This is a genomic window from Chloroflexaceae bacterium (assembly GCA_025057155.1).
Taxonomy (GTDB): domain Bacteria; phylum Chloroflexota; class Chloroflexia; order Chloroflexales; family Chloroflexaceae; genus JACAEO01.
The window spans coordinates 195788-216751 of record JANWYD010000001.1 but is presented as its reverse complement, the minus strand read 5'-3'; the positions used below and the strand labels follow the sequence as shown (position 1 = coordinate 216751).

General features: G+C 65.0%; 17 protein-coding genes and 1 pseudogene. 10 read left to right on the top strand and 8 right to left on the bottom strand.

Annotation, left to right across the window (positions count from 1 at the left end; genetic code table 11):
- Nucleotides 1-17 precede the first annotated feature (17 nt).
- The 7 genes and pseudogenes from ribD to NZU74_00815 all read left to right on the top strand — a co-directional run bounded on the left by ribD (nt 18) and on the right by NZU74_00815 (nt 6220).
- The gene (ribD, locus tag NZU74_00845; protein MCS6879857.1) at nt 18-1178 is read left to right on the top strand and encodes a bifunctional diaminohydroxyphosphoribosylaminopyrimidine deaminase/5-amino-6-(5-phosphoribosylamino)uracil reductase RibD; all 1161 of its coding nucleotides are present in this window, start codon (nt 18-20) and stop codon (nt 1176-1178) included.
- Nucleotides 1160-1771 (top strand): riboflavin synthase, encoded by a 612-nt coding sequence (locus tag NZU74_00840; GenBank protein MCS6879856.1) that lies wholly within the window; start codon nt 1160-1162, stop codon nt 1769-1771. The genes ribD and NZU74_00840 overlap by 19 nt, the downstream gene beginning before the upstream one ends.
- Nucleotides 1752-2339, top strand: a pseudogene (gene ribB / locus NZU74_00835) (3,4-dihydroxy-2-butanone-4-phosphate synthase). Before NZU74_00840 ends, ribB begins: the two are co-directional and overlap by 20 nt.
- Nucleotides 2340-2576: 237 nt before the next feature.
- Complete coding sequence (ribH, locus tag NZU74_00830) at nt 2577-3068, top strand: 6,7-dimethyl-8-ribityllumazine synthase (protein ID MCS6879855.1); 492 nt, start codon at nt 2577-2579, stop codon at nt 3066-3068.
- Between the two features lie 125 nt (nt 3069-3193).
- A complete protein-coding gene (locus tag NZU74_00825; GenBank protein ID MCS6879854.1) occupies nt 3194-3691 on the top strand; it encodes a cyclic nucleotide-binding domain-containing protein in 498 nt (165 codons plus the stop codon).
- A 325-nt stretch (nt 3692-4016) separates the two neighbouring features.
- Complete coding sequence (locus NZU74_00820; protein ID MCS6879853.1) at nt 4017-5105, top strand: M20/M25/M40 family metallo-hydrolase; 1089 nt, start codon at nt 4017-4019, stop codon at nt 5103-5105.
- A 14-nt stretch (nt 5106-5119) separates the two neighbouring features.
- A complete protein-coding gene (locus NZU74_00815) occupies nt 5120-6220 on the top strand; it encodes a methyltransferase domain-containing protein (protein ID MCS6879852.1) in 1101 nt (366 codons plus the stop codon).
- A 316-nt stretch (nt 6221-6536) separates the two neighbouring features.
- Here the strand turns inward: NZU74_00815 and NZU74_00810 are convergent, their stop codons facing one another.
- The 8 genes from NZU74_00810 to fdnG form a co-directional block, all read right to left on the bottom strand.
- A complete protein-coding gene (locus tag NZU74_00810) occupies nt 6537-8432 on the bottom strand; it encodes a S9 family peptidase (GenBank protein MCS6879851.1) in 1896 nt (631 codons plus the stop codon).
- A gap of 126 nt (nt 8433-8558) precedes the next feature.
- Nucleotides 8559-9155 (bottom strand): hypothetical protein, encoded by a 597-nt coding sequence (locus NZU74_00805; GenBank protein ID MCS6879850.1) that lies wholly within the window; start codon nt 9153-9155, stop codon nt 8559-8561.
- A gap of 246 nt (nt 9156-9401) precedes the next feature.
- A complete protein-coding gene (locus NZU74_00800) occupies nt 9402-9875 on the bottom strand; it encodes a flavin reductase family protein (protein ID MCS6879849.1) in 474 nt (157 codons plus the stop codon).
- A 225-nt stretch (nt 9876-10100) separates the two neighbouring features.
- On the bottom strand, nt 10101-10910 hold the full coding sequence (gene fdhD / locus NZU74_00795) for a formate dehydrogenase accessory sulfurtransferase FdhD (protein MCS6879848.1): 810 nt from the start codon (nt 10908-10910) through the stop codon (nt 10101-10103).
- Nucleotides 10907-11728 carry a formate dehydrogenase accessory protein FdhE gene (locus NZU74_00790; GenBank protein MCS6879847.1) on the bottom strand — a complete coding sequence of 274 codons (822 nt, stop codon included), beginning with the start codon at nt 11726-11728 and terminating at the stop codon, nt 10907-10909. The genes fdhD and NZU74_00790 overlap by 4 nt, the downstream gene beginning before the upstream one ends.
- Before the next feature lie 4 nt (nt 11729-11732).
- The gene (locus NZU74_00785) at nt 11733-12443 is read right to left on the bottom strand and encodes a cytochrome b/b6 domain-containing protein (protein ID MCS6879846.1); all 711 of its coding nucleotides are present in this window, start codon (nt 12441-12443) and stop codon (nt 11733-11735) included.
- Between the two features lie 3 nt (nt 12444-12446).
- A complete protein-coding gene (locus tag NZU74_00780; GenBank protein ID MCS6879845.1) occupies nt 12447-13274 on the bottom strand; it encodes a 4Fe-4S dicluster domain-containing protein in 828 nt (275 codons plus the stop codon).
- Between the two features lie 12 nt (nt 13275-13286).
- Nucleotides 13287-16436 (bottom strand): formate dehydrogenase-N subunit alpha, encoded by a 3150-nt coding sequence (gene fdnG, locus NZU74_00775; protein MCS6879844.1) that lies wholly within the window; start codon nt 16434-16436, stop codon nt 13287-13289.
- 765 nt (nt 16437-17201) lie between these two features.
- Here fdnG and NZU74_00770 point away from each other — a divergent pair.
- The 3 genes from NZU74_00770 (at nt 17202) to pepF (ending at nt 20914) form a co-directional block, all read left to right on the top strand.
- Nucleotides 17202-17978 (top strand): enoyl-CoA hydratase-related protein, encoded by a 777-nt coding sequence (locus NZU74_00770; GenBank protein MCS6879843.1) that lies wholly within the window; start codon nt 17202-17204, stop codon nt 17976-17978.
- Nucleotides 17979-18196: 218 nt separating this feature from the next.
- Entirely contained in the window at nt 18197-18973 is a 777-nt protein-coding gene (locus NZU74_00765; GenBank protein MCS6879842.1) for an enoyl-CoA hydratase-related protein, read from the top strand.
- 138 nt (nt 18974-19111) lie between these two features.
- Entirely contained in the window at nt 19112-20914 is a 1803-nt protein-coding gene (gene pepF, locus NZU74_00760) for an oligoendopeptidase F (GenBank protein MCS6879841.1), read from the top strand.
- Nucleotides 20915-20964 lie beyond the last annotated feature (50 nt).

Genomic DNA, 20964 nt, shown 5'->3' with positions numbered 1-20964 from the left:
TGGAACCTATGCAGTTTATGGAACGAGCGTTGGAACTGGCGCGTCAGGCTGAGGGCCGCACCAGTCCCAACCCTATGGTTGGAGCGGTCATTGTCAATGGTGGCCGGATCGTAGGTGAAGGGCGCCATCGTCGCGCGGGAATGCCCCATGCCGAGATCGAGGCGCTGCGCATGGCCGGCGAGGCCGCGCGCGGGGCGACCCTGTATGTCACGCTGGAGCCGTGTGCGCATCACGGACGCACCCCTCCATGCACCGAGGCCATCATCGCCGCTGGCATCACCGAGGTGTACTATGCCGTCCCAGACCCCAACCCGCTGGTCAACGGACAGGGCCACGCCCGCCTTGCAGCGGCCGGGATCAGGGTCCAGCGCGGTTTATGCGAGGCGGCGGCGCGCGAGTTGAATCGCCCGTTCTTCAAATACGTGGCGACCGGCAGGCCTTATGTAACCGCCAAGGTCGCCATGAGCCTCGATGGTAAGATTGCCACTTCCACCGGCGCTTCACGGTGGATCACCGGCGAGGCGTCACGCCAGCAGGTGCATGCTCTGCGCAATGTCAGCGACGCGATCCTGGTCGGCGCGGGCACTGTGCTGGCTGATGATCCCGAATTGACCACGCGCCTGCCGCCTAATCAGGGCTATGCGCCGCACCATCCCCTGCGCATCGTGGCCGACAGTCGGGGGCGTGTGCCACGGTCGGCCCGCGTCTTCGACCCGGCGTTGCCTGGACAAACCGTGCTGGCAACGACACAGGCTACGCCTGCCGCTCACTGTAGCGCCCTCCAGGAACGCGGCGTTGAGGTGTGGATTCTGCCCGCTGATCGCCACGGGCGCGTTGCACTGCCAGCATTGCTCGATGCCATTGGACAGCGCGGGATGCTGACCCTGCTCGTTGAAGGCGGGAGTGAGATCCTGGGTACGTGCATCGCCGAGCGGCTGGTGGACCGGCTCTGGCTCTTCATCGCACCTATCATCATTGGAGGGCGCACGGCGCCTGGTCCAATTGGCGGACCCGGGGCGACAACCCTGCTTGAGGCGACACGAGTCCGGGGTATGCGCATTGCCAAGCTGGACAACGCCGCACTGACATCCTGGTCGGAGTTGCGGTCCGATAATGACCTGTGGATCCAGGCTGAGCTGTATTATCAGGAGGAATCCCCATGTTCACAGGCATTGTAGAGGAAATCGGAACAGTCAAGGAACTCATCGAAGTCGCGGGAGGCTGGTCACTCACCGTGCAGGCTTCTACGGTGCTGGAAGCTACTGGTCTCGGAGACAGCCTTGCCGTCAACGGCGTATGTCTGACGGTGACCAACACGACCGATTCCGACTTCACCGTCGGCCTCTCGCCGGAAACCCTGCGGCGGACCAATCTGGGCGATCTGCGTCTCGGCGACAGAGTAAACCTGGAACGTTCGCTGGCGTTGAATGGACGCATCGGCGGGCACTTCGTCCAGGGACACATTGATGGCACAGGCGTGATCCGCGCGTTCCGACCAGAGGGCGACTCGCTGTGGGTAACCGTCGCGGCGCCGGGTGAATTGCTGCGCTACATCGTTCCCAAAGGCTACATCGCGGTAGACGGTACAAGTCTGACCGTGGTGGATGTCCTTGAAGACGCCTTCACTTTCATGCTGGTTGCTTACACTCAACAGCACATTACCCTGCCACACAAGCCTGTTGGCAGCCGGGTCAATCTGGAAGTGGACATCCTCGGAAAATACGTCGAGCGACTCATGCGTGAGGCTCACGATGCCTATCGCCAGCATTGAGGCTGCACTGGATGAGCTGCGGGCCGGGCGGCTGGTCATCATTGTAGATGATGAAGATCGTGAAAATGAGGGCGATCTTGCCATTGCCGCCGAGTTTGCAACGCCGCAGGTCATCAACTTTATGGCCCGTGAGGGTCGTGGCCTGATCTGCGTAGCTATGACCGGCGAACGCCTCGATGCATTGCGCATTCCGCTGATGGTGCCGTCTGAAGCGAACACCTCGGCCTTCGGCACCGCCTTCACCGTTTCGGTCGAAGCCCGGCGGGGTGTTACCACCGGCATCTCAGCCTTTGATCGCGCTACGACGATCCGCACCCTCATCGATCCGGCCACGAAGCCGGAGGATCTGGCCCGACCCGGGCATGTCTTTCCGCTACGGGCTGCCGAAGGAGGCGTGTTGACCCGCGCTGGCCAGACCGAGGCCTCACTGGATCTGGTGCGGCTGGCAGGCCTGTATCCGGCGGCGGTGATCTGTGAGATCATGCACGACGATGGCGCCATGGCCCGGCGACCCGAGCTGGAACGATTCGCAGAGCGGCACCGCTTACGGATCGTCACTATTGCCGACCTGATCGCCTATCGGCGTCAGATGGCGTCCGGCGCCCTGCACAGCGTACCGGCCCTGTCACCGGCAGGATGCGCCGGAATGCCGGCAGCCCCATTCCATAACGGGACAATCTTAAACAGTGCACCATCTCCGGACTGGTCGCAACGCCGGTACTCAGGCTACGCACCAGATGCCGCTAGCCGGTCGGGGGCGGAGGGGGTCGGGCGTCGGACGACTGCAGAGCGGAGGGAGGAAACAGTGGGACGGACATTTGAAGGGCATCTCATCGGCGCCGGGCTGAAATTTGGCATTGTGATCTCTCGTTTCAATGACGCTATCGGCAGGGAACTCCTTCGCGGGGCGCAGGAGATGCTGATCCGCCACGGAGTTGCCGAGGGCGATATTGACGTTATCTGGGTGCCGGGCGCCTTTGAGGTTCCTCAGGCGGCCCGATGGATAGCCCGACGCAAAGGCGCTCCACCACAGCGCTCGTATTACGATGCGATCATTTGCCTGGGCGTCGTGATCCGCGGCGCAACCCCGCATTTCGACTATGTGGCAGGCCAGGCAGCCAGCGGGATCGCCTCGGCAGCTTTCGATACAGGGTTGCCGATAACCTTTGGGATGGTGACCGCGGAGAGTCTCGAACAGGCGCTCGAACGGGCAGGAACCAAAGCGGGTAATCGTGGCGCCGAGGCTGCCATCGCTGCGATTGAAATGGCGAACCTGCGACGTCTTCTGGAGGACTGATAATGCCCGCACGGTTGGAAAAGCTGGTGGCGGATATTTTTGCATAACAAGCGACCCTCTTTCCACTGCGGGAATCGGTGTGGTATACTGAGGTTCCCTCAGTAAAAACCCCGGTGGGAGGGGCTATGCACTCAACCTTTGTTGAACATCTGCGGCGAGTGGAAATGTTCGGCGGCCTGAGCGACGAAGAACTGTTTCAGGTTGCGGCGATGTGCAAACCGCTGCGCATGCCGGCGGGACATGAGGTGTTTCACGAGGGCGACGAAGGCGACGAAATGATGGTGATCCTCGAGGGCTGCGTGCGCATCTCGATCACCACTCGCCTCCCCGAGGGCGTCATGGCGCCAAGCACCATCAACATGCTCTACAGCGGCCAGAGCTTTGGTGAGATGGTGCTGCTCGGCAGCGCCACTCGCTCGGCCACCGTCACCTGTGTTGACCCGTGCATCTTCCTGGTGATCCGGGAGCGGGACTTCGCGGCCCTCTGCGAGCGCAATCCACGCATCGGCTACCGGGTGATGCGAAATATCGCCTCAGACCTGGCCTATAAGCTGCGCGCCTCCAACCTGCTGCTGCGCGGCAACATCCGCTGGCAGCACAACGAACTGGGGCGCCGGCATTGAGTGGTCTGTAAACAAAGTCTTTCCCTGAACCCCCGCCCCCTCCCCAACCCTCCCCCGCTAGGGGAGGGAGTCCGGCGCCTGCCCCCAACGGGGGGAGGTTGGGAGGGGGGCGGAAATGCCAGGAAACGTAACTTTACAGGCTACTGAGGCGACCTGGGGAAAGCGGGTTTCCCCAATCCCCCGCCCGCTGGCACTCTCGGCCTCCCAACGCCGGTAATGAGGAGTGCGGAGAAACGGCGTTTCCCCATACGCTGCCTGCGCAGCGTCCCGCCATCCCAGGTGGTACAATACAGTATCAAAGCATCCACCTGCGTGAGGCATCTCCATGGATCGACCCCTCCGTGATGAACTTGTCGCGCTCACCACGGACCTGGTGCGCTTCGAGTCGACCGCCGACCGGCCCGATCAACTGGCGGCCTGTATGGACTACGTGGCCGCCTACCTGTCCGATGTCCCGGGTCTTTTTGTTGAACGCAGCGCAGCGAACGGCAAGCCCGCAATCGTTGCCACCCTGCGCGAGACGCGCGCTCCCGCGCTGATGTTCAATGGCCACCTTGACGTGGTCGTGGGCCGGCCCGAACAATTCACGCCTGAGATGCGCGAGGGGCGGATCTATGGCCGGGGCGCGCTGGATATGAAGGGCAGTTGCGCGGTGATGCTGCGCCTACTGCGCGACCTGGCGGCGCTCCCGGAGCGCCCTGATGCGGGCTTCCAGTTCGTCAGCGACGAGGAGATCGGCGGCGCCGCGGGCACGGGGCGCCTGCTCGCCGAAGGGTGGCGGTGCGACCTGATGCTCTGTCTTGAACCGACTGACCTGGGCATCCTCTACGCCCACAAGGGCTGCATGTGGGTCGAACTGGCCCTGCCCGGTCGCCCGGCGCACGGCTCGCATCCCTGGGAGGGTCACAATCCGATCGGCGACCTGGCGCGCGGCCTATCGGCGGTCGAAGCGCGCTTTCCGCCACCCGCCGGCCCCGATGAGTGGCGCACCACCGTTACCCCGACTGCGTTGCGGGCGGGCGCCGGCGCGCGCAATCAGGTGCCGGCGTTCGCCGCGGTCACGTTCGATATTCGCTACACGAGCGATGAGACGCCCGAAGACGTGCTCGCCGCGCTGAGGGAGTGTTTCCCGACCGCTGCGCCAACGGTTATTGAGACCGGCTACGCGCTGTACACCGACCCGGAACACCCTGGCGTGGCGCGCCTGGCGGATCTTCTTGAACGACGCCTAGGGCGCCCGCCCCGACTCTTTCGCGAACACTACGCCACCGACGCGCGCTACTACACCGGCGCCGGTATTCCCGCCGTCTGTGTCGGGCCGGTCGGCGCGGGCCTCCATTCCGACGAAGAGTGGGTGAGCATCGCCAGTCTGGTTGATCTCTACCACGTGCTGCTTGCCTACGTGACGAGCTGAAATGGCCCTGAGCCATGCTCTACGCTCTGCAAACTGTACCCGGTCTTGGCACGCTCGCCTGGCAGGAGGCCGAACAGACGTTGTCCGGCGGGTCCGCGCCGGCCCCGCCACGACTGGCGGGCATCAAAGCGGTGCCGGGACGCGACGACATCGTGTTGCTCGATTACCAGGGCGGGCCGAAATCTCTGCTCAGTCTTCGTACCGTCGAAGATGTCTTCGTGGTGGCGGCGCGGGCCTTCCGCGTGGCCGCCGATGAACGCGGGCTGCGGCAGATTTACGCCGCGGTGCGCTCCTCCGAGAGCGTCGCCCCGGCCCTCAATATCTGGCGGCGGGTGAGCAGGGCTCACAAGGGTGGCGGCGCCTTTCGGGTCATCGCCCGCACCGTTGGGCACCAGCAGTACCTGCGCCGCGACGTGAGCCGCGCCGTGGCCGACGCCGTGCGCGATGGCTGGCCCGGCCCCTGGCGCCTGGTTGACGAAGGCGAGGACCTGGAAGTCTGGGCCACCCTGGTGGATCAGGAACTGCTCTGCGCCCTGCGGCTCTCCGATGTCTCGATGCGCCAGCGGGGCAAGCTCCGCCACCTGCCTGCCTCCCTGCGCCCGGCCCTGGCCGCGGCCATGGTTGCTCTGACCCACCCGACGCCCGACGATGTGTTCCTCGACCCCATGGCCGGCGCGGGCACGCTGCTGGTCGAGCGGGCCGCCGCCGGTCCCTTCGCTGCCTTGCACGGGGGTGACATCAGCGACGAGGCGGTCAGCGCGATGCGCGCCAACCTGCGCGGCGTCGGGGGCCAGGTCGTCACCAGCCGCTGGGACGCCCGGCGCCTGCCGCTGGAGGATCAGAGCGTGGACAAGGTGGCGGTCAACCTGCCCTTCGGCAAGCAGATCGGCGACCAGGCCGAGTTGCCCGATCTGTACCGGGAGGTGCTGGCCGAGATCGCGCGCGTCCTGCGGCCGGGCGGGCGCCTGGTGGTCCTGGCAGGCGATGCGCAACTACTGGAACAGGCACGTAGCGGCGCGGCCCGTTCCCTGCGCCCTGGCCCGCGCCACCGGGTCTTTGTGCTCGGCCAGCCGGCGGTGATCTGCGAATATACCCGGAAGGATGGCGGGAGGTGATGTGATTTCGGATTGTGGATTTTGGATTTTAGATTGCCGTACGTTGCTTCCCGATGACAATATAAATTAAGGCTCTCGCTCAGAGCCTATCCGATAACTCCTGTAGGAAGGCGGGGAAAGCGAGTTTCCGCACGCCCCTCCCTGAGGAGAGGGACGGGAAGGGCTACTCTCTTCCAGAAGTCATCGTATAACCAGGTTATCCGGATAGGCTCTGAACCTCCACCCCCTCCCAGCCTCCTCCCCCCAACGGGGGGAGGCCGGGAGGGGGGCGGAAATGCAGGGCAACGTACTTTACCGACCTTTTACCCAACCTCCCTCACGCAAACACCACATACTGCCGCAGAAAGGCGTCAAGGGCCGTGTAGTAGCGTTCAATGTTCTCGGCGCGGCGCCAGCCATGCCCTTCGCCGGGGAAGAGATGGTAAACATGGGGCACGCCCCGGCGACGCAGGGCGGCGACGATCGCCTCGGCCTGATTGGGCGGCACCACCCGGTCCTCTTCCCCCTGGAAGATCGCCAGGGGCGCGACGATCTTGTCGGCATGGAAGAGCGGGGAGCGCTCGCGGTAGCGCGCAGCGGCTTCGGGCAGCGGCCCGACCAGCCAGTCGGTGTAGTGCGCCTCGAACTTGTGAGTCTCGGCGGCGAGGCTGAAGAGATCGGTCACCCCATAGAGACAGACCCCCGCCCGGAATACGCCAGGGGCCTGGATCAGGGCCTCCAGCACGGTGTAGCCGCCGGAACTGCCGCCCATTATGACGATCCGCTCCGGATCCGCGATGCCCGCCGCGTCCAGGTAGCGCGCCCCGGCCACAGCATCGGCGACATCGAGCACCCCCCACTGCTCGCGCAGGGCCTGGGCGTAGGCCCGCCCGTAGCCGGTACTGCCGCGGAAGTTCACTTCCAGCACCGCGTAGCCGCGTGTGGCCAGGAACTGCACCTCGGCGCTGTAGCTGAGCACCGCCTGGCCTGTCGGCCCGCCGTGGACGCGCACGATGGCCGGGGGGCGCGGGCCAGACCCGCCGGGCACGTAGCCCGGCGGCAGGTAGAGAATGCCGTGGACCGTTTCGGCGCCAGGCGCGAGCCAGGTGACTGGCAGCGCGCTGGCCAGTTGCACCGCTGGAATCAGTTCGCCGGAACTGCGGCGCAGCACCCGTGTCCGCTGGCCGTCGGCGACCAGGAGGCGCGGGGGGATGGCCGGCGCCGAGGCAATGCCCGCCACCGCGTCGGCGCCAGGTGAAGCAGACGGCTGCGCGAACCAGGTATACCCTTCGCCGTCGCTCAGGCTCTGCGCCGGACCGCCATCAACCGGTTGCACATATACGCGCCGCTGCCCGCCTTCGTTGCGCAAATAGTAGATACGGCGCCCCTCCCGCGACCAGGCCAGGGTGCGCATGCCCTGGGTCCAGGCAGGCTGGCCGTGCTCGGCGGCGCCGCTGGTAAGGCGGCGATGAGACCCGGTCGTCAGATCGTACAGGTAGATGTGCCACCAGCCATCGGCGTCAGAGACATAGGCCAGGAAGCGCCCGTCGGGCGAAAAGGCGGGCTGGAAGATGCTCGTCGCCGGGCCACCGGCAATCTGTTGCACGCTCCGAACGACCGGCGCCGGCCCCGATGCGGGATCAAGGTCAGCCAGGTAGAGGAGACTGCCGTCCCAGGGCATCCGGGGGTGATCCCAGGCCACGCAGGCCACCTGCGTGCCAGAGGGATGCCAGACCGGCCACATGTAGAAATCGTGACCGGTCAGCAGGCGCCGGGGCCATTGCCGGCCCTCGGCATCAACCACGGCGACGCAATCCTCATCCTCATAGGTGTGGACAAAGAGCAGCCAGCGGCCATCGGGCGAGCAGGCCGGGGCGGCGGCGGCTCCGAAAGCTGGCGTGATGGGGCGCGGGCGACCTCCGGCCAGGCTCTGGCGAAACAGCCGCCCTGAGCTGGCCTCGGCAAAAAAGACCGCGCCGCCATGGACGCAAAACTCGCCACCGCCGTAGCCGATCCGCCCACGCACGCTCAGGTCGCCCGGCGTCAACTCGCGGGGGGCGTCGGCAGAGGCGACGTCGGCGCACCACAGACTGCCGCGACCATCGCGCGACTCCAGCCAGATGACGTGACGCCCATCGCTGTCCCACTGCACATCGTCGAAACGTAGCGCGGTAGCCATCGCGCGCGGCGTGAAGGGGCTCGGCCAGAGGCCGAAGGGAGGCGAGGGAGGCATAAACTATCGCTCCGCTATAGTTCAGCGCGAGCAGAACCGATTGCACGGGGATGGGAGGAACCCGGGTTCCTCCCATCTCCCTTGCCCAACAAGAGAGCTACACCCTTTCACAAACCGCTGTTGCGGTTATGACGCGGACCACCAGGCATAGTGCGCCCAGGGCTGCGCGGGATAGACCTTCTGGGGGCGAAGAGGATTGATGCGCACCGGCACCACGGCGCCGATTCGCATCCAGCCCAGACCGTCCTCCTCGACGATCCAATCCACCTGCGCCTCATACGGGCGACCATTGGGCGGCTGCACCCAGAGCACCAGATTGAGTTCGGCGGCCCGCAGCAGGAGCTGGCGCTTCAGATTGCCGCTGTGAACGATGCGCAGCACTTCGGCGCGAGCGGGGACGGCCTTTGCCAGGTCCGCTTCCGCCGCCTGTTGCGCCCGGAGAGCCTCAACTTCGCGCTGACGCACAAACGCATAAATCGGGATCATCAGCACCACGGCAATCAGGGGAATGGCGCGAAAGGCCACCTGATCGGGGGCGACGGTGAATGCCTGGCCCTCGGCAGTGATACAGCGATAGTGGAGGCCATGGCTACGCGGGCCGGGCTCGAGCGTCCCCTCACAAACAAATGGCCCGGCGATACGACCCAGATCGGGAAGCAAGGTGAGGATGATGGTGCTGAGGGCAAAGCCAAGGACCAGTGTGAGAAAACAACGACCAACCATAGGACGGCTCCGCGCTGGTAAGCTAGTTGTCAAGTTGCATGAATCGTACCAGGATTGCATTACCAACACAAGACCATTGCAAGGGGTGCGCATAGAGCACTGACTGGCATGCTTGATCCGCCGAGGATACTGAGCCGCGCGGCTCGGAGCACTCGCGTCGCTATCATTGCGGGTGAACCTTTTCGAGAAACGGTATAGCGAAATTTGCGCGCCCGATCAGCCGGAAGATCGGGCGCCCCGCCTGCCTCAGGCGGCCAGGCGGCAGTACGACCCGCGGAAGTAAATCAGCGGCGCGGCGTCCTCGGCAGCGCGGCGCAGGGCCTCAACGCGCCCGATGACAATCAGGTGATCGCCGCCGTCGAGCACCCGTTCCACTGCGCAGACCAGGGCGGCCAGGCTGTCCTCAAGCACGGGGGCGCCCGCCAGGTCGGCGAAGCGCGGCTCAAGCGCGGCATCGGGGCGCCCGGCGAAATGGCGCGAGAGGGCCTCCTGGTCGGCGCGCAAGATGTTTACGGCGAAACGCTGCGCTTCGGTAATCACCCGGGCCATGCGCGCCCGCCGGTCCACACATACCAGGAGCAGCAGCGGCTCCAGCGAGACAGAGGTGACGGAGTTGGCTGTCATTCCACGGGTCTCCTCGCCGGAGCGCGCGGTGATCACGGCAACCCCGGTGGCGAACAGACCCATAGTGGTTCGGTATTCGCGTTGATCAACACCCATTGGCCTGGAAGTCTTTCTGTTTCGATGCGGCGTTCTTTTTTAATTATGCGACAGTTTTGAGTTTTTGTCGCCCGCGGCATGGAACCAGAATGAGGAAACCAGGTTTCCCCGCGCGCCTGATTGAGGCGCCAGGTGTGGGCGAGGCGGAAATAGAGAACGCTGTAGCGCAATCCAGAGGATTGCTGTAGCGCAATCCAGAGGATTGCGCTACAGGCACAGCCAGGACTATGAGGCGGCCTGCACCGCCGAGGGATCGAAGCCCAGCCGTTCCGGGGCGCTGTAGAGGTGCATGCGCCGGCCACGGACGTAGCCGCAGAGGGTGACACCCCACGCGCGAGCCAGGCGCACGGCAGATTCAGTGGGGGAATTGCGCGAAGCCACCAGCGGAATGCCCAGGCGGGCAGCTTTGTGGAGCATTTCGGTCGAAACCCGGCCGGTGACGAGCAGCACCCGGCCCGTAGTGGGCACGCCACGCACCAGGCTCAATCCGGCGAGCCGGTCAACGGCATTGTGACGCCCCACATCATAGGCGCTCAACAGGAGCGTCTGCCCGTCGCCGAGAGCGGCGACGTGAAAGCCGCCCATATCGTGGTAGAGGTCAGCCGTGTGGGCCAGCATCCGCGCCATCTGGTCGTAGATCTGCGCTGGCGTCAGGCGCGGACCAGCAGGCAGCCGGTAACTGGCATGGACCCGCTGCGCGAAGGTCAGCCCGCCGACGCATGCGGACGGCAACGGCGGTCGTCGGGGGAGGGTGAGATCACTCCGTTTGAGCCAGATGGCCACGCTGGTCTCGCCGTGGTAACGCACGGAGAGTTCGACGACATCGTCCAGAGACTCGATCAGCCCCTCGGTGCGCAGAAAGCCCAGGGCCAGCGTATCGAGATCGGCAGGCGTGCAGAGGAGCGAGACCCAGCGCTGGCCATTGACGTAGAGCGCGCAACTTGTTTCCCGAATGATCGGCTTGCGGCCGGGCGCCACGGCGCCATCGCCAATCTCGAGATAGCTCAGATCATGTTCGGCCCAGGCGGCAATCATACGCTTTGATAGCCCGACGAGATAGCCATCAGGTCCATGCCAACGGTGAGAACCCGTTCAGCGGGAAGATGGACGGGAAAGGCCAGTTCGCGCAGGTCAATCGTCTTCAGATAGCGTCGGCAGGTATCGCAGGTGTATAGACGGTAGACCCCATCCTGGCTGACGGTGTAGGCCAGACGGCCCGGCGTAGTTTCACCGCAGAAGGGGCATGCGCTACGCAGAGCCTGCCATTCGGCGTCGCAGCGCGCGCAGAGCAGCCGGCGCGCGCCCCCGCCGGGGAGGAGCGCGGCCATATCCGCCGGCCCGCCACAGATGGGACACCACGATCGATACCAGGTCTCGGCGCTCGCCAGTGGTTGCCACGTCCGCGCATAGACGTTGAGAAAGGGATGCAGGGCCTGGTTGAGGGCGAAATCCAGCAACGTGGCCTCATAGGTCGCCGCGCTGGCGGGCCGGCGGGCGGGATGCGCGGTGTTCTCTAGATGCTCGGTGACGGCTTCGCGCAGTTCCTCAAGATTATCGGCAATGCCGGCGAGAGCGCGGAAGGCGTCAGCCTCGGCAGAGCGATGGGCGGCGGCCACCGCGCAGATCCTGCCAAAGGCGCGCGCCAGGTCGCTCCAGTCGGGCGCCAGGGTCACGGCGTTGAGCAGCGGCTCACCCCGGGCCAGACATTCCTCCGCCACGCCGGGGGGCAACGGCGGGGGCGCCGGCGGATTGACCCGGGCGCGCGTCTCCAGCAGCGCAATGTGCAACTCCAGGGTCTCGCGCATCTCAGGACGCTGAGGCAGCGCCTTACGCAACTGTTCGATCGTCTCCATCGCCTTACTCATCCCTGCAGCGCCGGTAGACCCGCTCCTGCTCCTGTTCGGCCAGCCACTTTCCGTGGTGCTCGCGCGCAAACTCTTCTGTGACCGTGCCTTCAAACATCGCCGTGATCGACTCGCGCATCAGGGGATGCACGGCTACCAGGTAGATGTGCAGAAGGAAGAGCATCACTGTGGCGATCATTGACAGGTCGTGGACGATCACGCTGGCCAGGAAGACCGCTGGCGGCGCTACTCCTTTGCCAAACCACATAATCATCCCGCTGATGACGAACAGGATGAAGGTGATGATCTGGGTCAGGGCATTAAACTTCTGGCCGGCGTTGTACTTGCCCTGGGGCGGCATCCGGGTGGTATCGCCGCGAGTGTAGTAGCCCCAGGCCGCCCGTAGCCAGCCCAGGTCGTCAGGCCCCCAGGTCAGGGCCTCGCGCAGGCTGTAGAAGAAGTCGCGCGGCGACCAGATGAGGTAGATCAGGGGCGCGGCCATGAACAGGACCGCCGCGGCGCGATGGGCCAGACGGCTGGCCTCGCCCGCTTCCCCGACCGCGAACGGGCGCAGGGCGGGGATATACATGAACAGGCCGGTGCCCAGAAGAATGGTAAAGGCGATGAAATGCACCCAGTGGGCAATGCGTTCACCGGCCGTAAAGCGCATCACCAGCACCTGGCGCCGGTCCTTGCACGGTTTGGTCACAGTTGAGGTGGCCATGGCTCATGCCTCACTTTCGTCAGTTGCGTCCGGCTCAACGGCCTCGAGGTTGCTCAGACGAGCGCGGCGAGTCGCCAGCCAGTTGAAGGCCAGGCCGAGGGTGGTGGCGGCAACGGCGACATAGCCCAGGGGCTGCACGATCTGCTGCCAGCCGGTGATCAGGGAGGAGTACTGGGGATTGGCAGGCAAGCCGTAGGCTTCGGGCGGCGCAGTGAGGACGAAGAGGCGCCCCAGGCCGCCGAGTTGCGTCTCGCCGTACACCTGGGCCTGGGTGTAGCCCCGGTTCCGCAACCACTCGACCCGGGCATGGGCCTTCTCCAGGAGCGCATCGCGCTCGCCCCATTCCAGCGCGCCAGGGGGACAGGTTTTCACGCAGGCGGGGGTCAGGCCGTTGGTCGCCCGATCCTGGCAGAAGGTGCATTTGGAGGCTCTGGCTGCACCGGTCAGCAGATTGATGGTCTCCATCCGGGGCACCTTGAAGGGGCATGCCTGGCTACAGTAGCCGCAGCCATTGCAGGCCTCGCGTTCGAGCGATACGAAGCCCAGCGCATTGTGCTTGAGGGCGCCGGTCGGACACACGTCCACGCAGGCCGCCTGGGTGCAGTGCACGCACCCCCAGGCCAGGAACAACCACTGGAACCCATTGTCCGTCTCATACTCGTGGAAGGTGACCCGCGCCCAGGTGTTCGGTTCCAGGTCGGCAGGGTTCTCGTAGCTGCCCGCCTGGGTCGTCTCGCTGGCCGGCAGGCCCCACCATTGCTTGCAGGCCACCTGACAACTCTTGCATCCGATGCATTTGGATGCATCAAACAGCATCGCCAGTCTGGTCATCACCGGCCTCCTTTACAGCTTCCGCACGTCAACCAGGAAGGCCTTGTATTCGGGGATGTTCGTATTGCCGTCCCCGACGTGGGGCGTGAGATCATTGGCGCTGGCGCCACGGGCAATGCCTTGCCAGGCGAAGTGCCAGGGCATGCCAATGTGGTGCACCAGCCGACCATTAATGGTGTACGGTTTCCAGCGGGCAGTGACCATCGCAACGGCCCTGATCGCGCCCCGGGCGCTGACCACCTCCACCAGGTCGCCATTGCGAATACCCCGTTCGGCGGCCAGGGCGTTGGAGATTTCGACGAACATGCCCGGCTGGGCCTCGGAGGGCCAGGGGAGATAGCGGGTCATGGCTCCCGACTGCCAGTGTTCGGTGAGGCGGAAGGTGGTGCAGACGATGGGGAAACGATCGGGCGCGCCCACGTTGTCGCCGATATCCTGGCCCCGGTCGGTGTCGTACACTTTGACCACCGGATTGAACTGGGTGCGGGAGAGCGGATTGGCGACAGGCGACTCGAGCGGCTCGTAATGCTCGGGCAACGGGCCGTCGGCCATCCCCGATGGGGTGAACAGCCAGGCCTTGCCATCGGGCTTCATGATGAAGGCATCGGCCCCGGATTGAGCGGCCAGGCTGACACCGGCAGGATTGGCCTGCGTCTCCGGCGCCTTGGTGACGGGGAAGTCGGGCACGTCGTAGCCGGTCCACTTCTTCTGGGCGGCATCCCACCAGATGAGCTTCTTGGCTTCGGACCACGGCGTGCCGTCGGGGCGGGCCGAGGCGCGGTTGTAGACAATGTGCCGGTTGGCGGGCCATGTCCAGGCCCAGAAGGGATGGGTGCCAATCCCGCCGGGATCGTTCTGCCCGCGCCGTCTGGCTGCGGGCATGATCACACCGGTGCCATCATCGGCAGGCGCCCAGTAGCCGGCGTAGATCCACGCGCCACAGGCGATGACCTCGGGATTGGCGGCATTGGCGATAACGGCAAAGGAGGGGAGCACTGCGCCAGCGGCCACCAGCACCTTATCCGAAGCGTCCTTCACCTCCTCCAGCGCGTACCCGTTCATCTCGCGAGCTACCCGCTCGGCCTGCGGCGGATCGCCGTAATCCCACACCAGGTCGAGGATGGGCCGGTCCCTGACGGCGGTACTGCCCTGGTAGGCAGCCTTGATCGCCCGCATCAGCCGGTCGAGGATCCAGATATCCTCCTTCGCCTCGCCGGGCGGGTTGGCGACCCGGTTGCGCCACTGGATGGTTCGACCGCTGTTGACCACGCTTCCGGCCTTCTCCACAGCAGCGGCGGCGGGCAGGAGGAACACCTCGGTCTTGATGGAAGCGCTGTCCACCCCCGGCGCGCGCCAGAACGATGAGGTTTCGGTGTCGAACAGCTCCATTACCACCAGCCAGTCGAGGTTCGCAAAGGCCTGGCGCTCGAAGCGGGCATTCGGGCCGCTGACGAACGGGTTCTGGCCCATCACGAACATCCCCTTGATCGTCCCCCGGTGCAGCGCCTCAAACATCGGCATGAAGGAGTAGTCCCCGGAGCGCTTGGGGAGATAGTCGTAGGCGAAGTTATTCTGGCTGGTCGCCTTCTCGCCGAACCAGGCCTTCATCAGGCTGTTGAAGAAGCGCGGCCCGTTGGCCCAGAAACTGGTTCTGGCATACTTGGCGACGAAGGTCTGGTAATCTGGCTGCTTGACGGTCGGCAGGCCGAGGTAACCCGGAAGGTCCTGGTACAACAACCCCATATCGGTCGAACCCTGAACGTTGGACTCGCCGCGCAGGGCGTTCACGCCGCCACCGGGAATGCCGATATTACCGAGCAGGAGTTGCAGGATGGCATAGGCGCGGACATTCTGCGCGCCGACGGTGTGTTGTGTCGTGCCCATGGCGTAGAGGATCGTCCCCGCCTTATCGGGAGCGCCGGTCGAACAGTACAGGCGCGCCACCTCGAGGAAGCGATCGCGCGGAGTGCCGCAGATGCGTTCAACCATCTCGGGAGTGTAGCGGGCAAAGTGGCGCTTGAGGATCGCGAAGACCGTATGCGGGTCCTCCAGCGAGGAGGCCCGTTTCGGAACGGTCGCTTCTTTCTCGACCTCGACCTCGTTGCCGGAAGCGTCGCGCTCCTTAACCTTGACTTTGACCTTCTCGGTCTGGTACTGCCAGGCCGACTGGTCATAGGTGCGCTTCTCTGGATCGTAGCCGACGAACAGCCCATCGAGTTCGTCCGGCCCCTGGTAGTCGGGATTGATGAGGGTCAGGGCATTGGTGTAGGCTCTGACATACTCCTCGTTGTACAGCCGGTTTTCAATGGCATAGTTGATCAAGCCGCCAATAAAGGCGATATCGGTGCCGGAGCGGAAGGGCACATAGAGATCGGCCCTGGCGGCTGAGCGGGTGAAGCGCGGGTCGGCGACGATCAGCTTCGCGCCACGCTCTTCCATCGCTTTTGTGATCCAGCGGAAGGAGACCGGGTGGTTCTCGGCGGGGTTGCTGCCCATCACCAGGAACACGTCGCTGTTTTTGAGGTCCACCCAGTGGTTGGTCATCGCGCCGCGCCCGAAGGTCGGCCCCAGGGCGCCCACGGTTGAGGAATGGCAGAGACGCGCCTGATGCTCGAGATACACGATGCCGAGGGCGCGGGCGAATTTGGAGGCGAGGTAGCAGTCTTCGGTATTGTTGGCCGCGCCGCCCAGCCAGGCGATCCCCTCGGTGCGATTGACCGTCACCTCGCCGTCTTTTTCGCGGAAGGTGGCATCGCGGGTGGCCCTGACCCGTCTGGCAATCTCGGTGATGGCCCAGTCCCACGATTTTTCTTCCCAGGCCGTGCTGTTCGGGGCGCGGTAAAGCACCTTGCGGAGCCGTTTGGGGTCGGTGGAGAGCTGAATGATGGACTGAGCCTTGGAGCAGAGCGCGCCGCGATTCAGCACGTTGTCGGGGTCGCCCTCGGTGTTCACGATACGCCCGTGGACGTCGGTGGCAATCAACACGCCGCAACCCACGCTACAGTAGGGGCACACGCTGGTCGCTTCGCCCAGACGTTTGTGCAGGGGAAAGATGGTCGCCGTCGCCGCCGTTGCTGCGGCTGCGGCAGTGCCGGTCGGCAACAGCAACCCACCTGCCACCAGACCGGTTGCCTTCAGAAAGTCGCGCCGTGACACTTTCATTGTGGCTCCCTCCTCACCCGGAGTATGGATTGTTGAGCGCGCTGGTGTGATGCTACTCCTCTAGCTGGTCTATCGACTCGATCCGGCAGTGGCTAGGAGTGTGGAAAGCGACACGCTTCCCACGCCCTCGCCTGGCGTATGTCCATCCGGCACAGGTGGATGACCCGGCCTGTGAGGTTGCCCTCTCATTACGGGCCGGGCGAAATGCGGCCTCCGCAGCGGGCGCCTGGCTGAATGTCCCTCTGCAAACCGCGCCCATCCACATCAAGGTCGTCAAGGTGACAGCGACCAGCCCGGCTCTCCCGGCAGGGCTGCGCGCTATGGCCAGCCCGCGGACGACCGTGCAGAGTTTTTTGCGCAAACATTCACCAGTCCAGTGCAGAGCTTACACCGGTGAATTGCTGCCAGCGACTTTGAAGCAAGTAGGGAAATCGTTGACGGCATCGTACAGCAAACCGTAAAAATTGAAATAACTGTTTTGTAAACTAGAAGTAAATCTTCCGCAACCAGAGAGTTCGTGAGCGAGACATTTGAGGCATAGAATAATTTTCTCGTCAACTACAGGTGAAGGTTCCGCAACGAAACGCAGCCTTACCGCAGAGCATGCAGAGGGATGCGCGTTTTCAAACGCTCTGCGTCCGCTGCGGTGACTTCGGACGAACCTCGGCGCGGGGCGCCGGTTTTGACGCCCTCTGCGGGGTTAGGGTACGATAGGGAGCATCGAGTGCGCGCTGACAGCGCGCCATAGAAGCAGGGGGAGGCTCTATGTCCGACGAGCAACTGGTGCTCTCCACCATCGAGGGCCACGTGGCCACCCTGACCCTCAACCGCCCCAGAGTGCTCAACGCCCTCAGTCCGGAGTTGATTGACGCTCTCACCGCAGCCCTGGCGCAGTGCGAGGCCGACGACCAGATCCGCGCCGTGGTGCTGACCGGCGGGCCGCGCGCCTTCGCCGCCGGCGCCGACATCAAGGCCATGGCCGAGGCGTCGCCGATGGGCATGCTCACCAGTCGCGCCTTTGAGCGCTGGGCGCGCATTGCGGCCTTTCGCAAGCCGCTGATCGCCGCGGTGAGCGGGTATGCCCTGGGAGGCGGCTGCGAACTGGCGATGATGTGCGATATGATTGTCGCCAGTGAAACCGCGCAGTTCGGCCAGCCGGAGATCAACCTGGGGATCATTCCAGGCGCGGGAGGAACCCAGCGGCTGACGCGCGCCATCGGCCCCTACCGCGCGATGGAACTGATCCTCACCGGCGCGACGATCTCGGCCCAGGAGGCTTACCAGTACGGGCTGGTAAACCGGCTGGCCCCCGTGGAAAGGTTTCTCCAGGAAGCGCAGCGCCTGGCCGCCCAGGCGGCGGCAAAGGCGCCCCTGGCAGTGCAACTGGCAAAGGAGGCCGTGCGGGCGGCCGCCGAGACGACGCTGCGGGAGGGCCTGGCGATTGAGTTGCGTAATTTCTACCTGCTCTTCGATACCGAGGATCAGAAGGAAGGCATGCGCGCCTTCATCGAGAAGCGCCCGCCGGTGTTCCAGGGCCGCTGAGGGGCAAGGGAAAACCGGGTTTCCCCACGCTCCTACCGAACTCAGGTTGGAGAAATACGGGGAAACCGGGTTTCCCCCTACCCTCGCCTGGTCGAGGAGGGTGGGAAAACCGGGTTTCCCCACGCCCCTGCCCGATGGGGGCAGAAACCCATCGCGCCAACTCCTCATTCGCCAGGGGGAGGTTTTGTTCGGAATGATGCAAAAAGGGGCTTTCTATTATGGATACAACTGTCCTCTATGCGACGGCCGACGGTGTTGCAACCCTCACCTTGAACCGGCCCGAGGTGTTCAATGCGCTGAACGCCCAGCTGCACGCCGATCTGCTGGCGGCCCTGCAACAGGCCGAACGCGACCCGCAGGTGCGGGTGGTGGTGATCACCGGGGCCGGGAAGGCGTTCTGCTCCGGGCAGGACCTGCGGGAGTTCCCGGCCGAAGGGGCCGCGGCGCTGATTGGCGAACGTTTGCGCCAGAGCTACAATCCCCTGGTCACCAAACTACGCGCGCTGCCGAAACCGGTGATCGCGGCGATCAACGGCGTGGCCGCGGGAGCCGGCCTCAGCCTGGCCCTGGCCTGCGACCTGCGCCTGGCCGCCGAGAGCGCCCGCCTGGTGGTGGCCTTTGCCCGCATCGGCTTGATACCCGACTGTGGCATGACCTACACTCTCCCGCGACTGATCGGCCAGGCGCGCACCTTTGAACTGGCGACCCGCGGCGGCGAACTCGATGCGCCTACCGCTCTCCAGTGGGGCATGCTCAACCGCATTGTGCCCGATGGCGACCTCGCCCAGGCGGCCCGCGACCTCGCCCTGGAACTGGCCCGCGGCCCCTCCCTGGCCATCAGTCTGATCAAGCGCAGTCTGGAGTTCTCGCAGCATGCCACGCTCGAAGCGGCCCTCAACTATGAGGCCATGGCCCAGGAGGCCGCCAGCGCTCACCCGGACTTCGCCGAGGGCGTGGCGGCCTTCCGCGAGAAGCGCCCGGCGCGTTTTGCCTGAGCGCCCAGAACCCTCGCGCGGGAGGATCAGAAAGAAGCGGGCTAAGACGTACAAGCCCCGCAGGGGCTTGCGTGAACTCAGCCAGGGGTTAGCCTGCAACGTTCGGCGATGCCGGATTCAGGATAGAGAACGATGCCAATGAACCAGATTGTCCCTGAGCGCAGCGAGATCCCTGCTGAATACACCTGGGATCCCGCCAGCGTCTTCGCCACCGAGTCCGAATGGGCCGCGGCGGCGCGTATGGTCGCCAGCCGGCTGGAGGAAGTGGCCGGCTATCGCGGGCGCCTTGCTGACGGACCGGCCACCCTGGCCAGCTACCTCGAACTGGCCGAGGAGTTGCTCCGCGTCGCGCTGCGGGTTGGCGTCTACGCCCGCATGTTCTACGCCGTCAACACCACTGACGCGACCGCTCAGGCTCGTGTGGATCGGGCCACGGCGCTGAACGGACGGCTGAGCGCTGCCCTGGCCTTCGGCGAGCCGGAGATGCTCGCCATTGGACCCGAAAAGTTACGGGAGTGGACCCGGACCGAGCCCCGTCTGGCCCATTATGCCCACTACTTCGAGCGCCTTGCCCGCCGTGCCGCCCACGTGCGCTCGGCGGAGGTCGAGGAACTGCTGGGCCAGCTCAGCGAACCGTTCACGTCCGCTAGAGCCACCCACGGCATCCTGACCAACGCCGACCTGCGCTTCGCCCCGGCCCGGGACTCACAGGGCCAACCGTTCGAGATCGCTCAGAGCGCGATTAACGCCCTGCTGACCCATCCCGACCGGGAGGTGCGCCGCAGCGCGTGGGAGAATTATGCCGACGCTCATCTGGCGCTCAAACACGTTCAGGCCAACTGTCTGGCCACGGGAGTCAAACAAAACATCTTCATCGCCCGGGCGCGGGGCTACCGTTCGGCGCTTGAAGCGGCGCTGGCGTCGAATGACATCCCGCTCGAGGTCTTTCACCATCTGATCGCCACCTTCCGGCAGCACCTCCCGCTGTGGCGCCGTTACTGGCGGCTGCGCCGCAGGGCCCTGGGCCTGGATGCGTTGCAGGTCTACGACATCAAGGCGCCGCTGACCGGCGCGCCGCTCCGCGTGCCTTACTCCCAGGCCATCGAGTGGATCTGCGAGGGGATGCAGCCGCTGGGTGAAGAGTACGTCGCGGTGATGCGCCGGGGCCTCCTCGAGCAACGCTGGGTAGACGTGTATCCCAATCGGGGAAAACGCGCCGGGGCCTTCTCAATGGGCGCGCCGGGAACGCACCCGTTCATCATGATGTCGTACAACGACGACATCTTCGGCCTCAGCACCCTGGCTCACGAACTCGGCCACTCGATGCACTCGTACTACACCTGGGCCAGCCAGCCGTTCGTGTACGCCAACTATGGCCTTTTTCTCGCCGAAGTCGCCTCGAACTTCAATCAGGCCCTGGTGCGCGCCCACCTCCTGAAGCGCCTCCAGGAGCGCGAGGCCCGGATCAGCATCCTCGAAGAGGCGCTATCGAACTTCCACCGTTACTTCTTCATGATGCCAACCCTGGCGCGCTTCGAACTCGAGATCCACGAACGGGTCGAACGAGGCGAGGCCCTGACCGCCGACAGCCTGATCAACCTGATGGCCGACCTGTTTGCCGAGGGCTACGGCGACGAAGTGGCGATGGATCGCGAGCGCGTCGGCGCGACCTGGATGCAGTTCTCCACCCACCTCTACGCCAACTTTTACACCTACCAGTATGCCACCGGCATCTCTGGCGCGCACGCGCTCGCCGAAGGGGTGCTGGCCGGCGCTCCCGGCGCGGCCGAACGCTACCTCGACTTCCTCAAGGCCGGCAGCTCTCGCTACCCCCTGGATATCCTGCGCCACGCCGGGGTGGATCTGGCTTCTCCCGAACCGGTGCAGCGGGCCTTTGCCGTGCTCGAAGGATATATCGCGGAACTTGAGAGGCTGGTGTAACATTATTGGGAAGGGCCGGTTATGCAACCCTCCGGGTTGCGCCCGGTGTT

Excerpts from the sequence above, each read along its gene's own strand:
- ribD (MCS6879857.1), top strand. The coding sequence starts at position 18 with ATGGAACGAGCGTTGGAACTGGCGCGTCAGGCTGAGGGCCGCACCAGT.
- NZU74_00840 (MCS6879856.1), top strand. The coding sequence starts at position 1,160 with ATGTTCACAGGCATTGTAGAGGAAATCGGAACAGTCAAGGAACTCATC.
- NZU74_00825 (MCS6879854.1), top strand. The coding sequence starts at position 3,194 with ATGCACTCAACCTTTGTTGAACATCTGCGGCGAGTGGAAATGTTCGGC.
- NZU74_00820 (MCS6879853.1), top strand. The coding sequence starts at position 4,017 with ATGGATCGACCCCTCCGTGATGAACTTGTCGCGCTCACCACGGACCTG.
- NZU74_00815 (MCS6879852.1), top strand. The coding sequence starts at position 5,120 with ATGCTCTACGCTCTGCAAACTGTACCCGGTCTTGGCACGCTCGCCTGG.
- NZU74_00810 (MCS6879851.1), bottom strand. The coding sequence starts at position 8,432 with ATGCCTCCCTCGCCTCCCTTCGGCCTCTGGCCGAGCCCCTTCACGCCG.
- NZU74_00805 (MCS6879850.1), bottom strand. The coding sequence starts at position 9,155 with ATGGTTGGTCGTTGTTTTCTCACACTGGTCCTTGGCTTTGCCCTCAGC.
- NZU74_00800 (MCS6879849.1), bottom strand. The coding sequence starts at position 9,875 with ATGGGTGTTGATCAACGCGAATACCGAACCACTATGGGTCTGTTCGCC.
- fdhD (MCS6879848.1), bottom strand. The coding sequence starts at position 10,910 with ATGATTGCCGCCTGGGCCGAACATGATCTGAGCTATCTCGAGATTGGC.
- NZU74_00790 (MCS6879847.1), bottom strand. The coding sequence starts at position 11,728 with ATGGAGACGATCGAACAGTTGCGTAAGGCGCTGCCTCAGCGTCCTGAG.
- NZU74_00785 (MCS6879846.1), bottom strand. The coding sequence starts at position 12,443 with ATGGCCACCTCAACTGTGACCAAACCGTGCAAGGACCGGCGCCAGGTG.
- NZU74_00780 (MCS6879845.1), bottom strand. The coding sequence starts at position 13,274 with ATGACCAGACTGGCGATGCTGTTTGATGCATCCAAATGCATCGGATGC.
- fdnG (MCS6879844.1), bottom strand. The coding sequence starts at position 16,436 with ATGAAAGTGTCACGGCGCGACTTTCTGAAGGCAACCGGTCTGGTGGCA.
- NZU74_00770 (MCS6879843.1), top strand. The coding sequence starts at position 17,202 with ATGTCCGACGAGCAACTGGTGCTCTCCACCATCGAGGGCCACGTGGCC.
- NZU74_00765 (MCS6879842.1), top strand. The coding sequence starts at position 18,197 with ATGGATACAACTGTCCTCTATGCGACGGCCGACGGTGTTGCAACCCTC.
- pepF (MCS6879841.1), top strand. The coding sequence starts at position 19,112 with ATGAACCAGATTGTCCCTGAGCGCAGCGAGATCCCTGCTGAATACACC.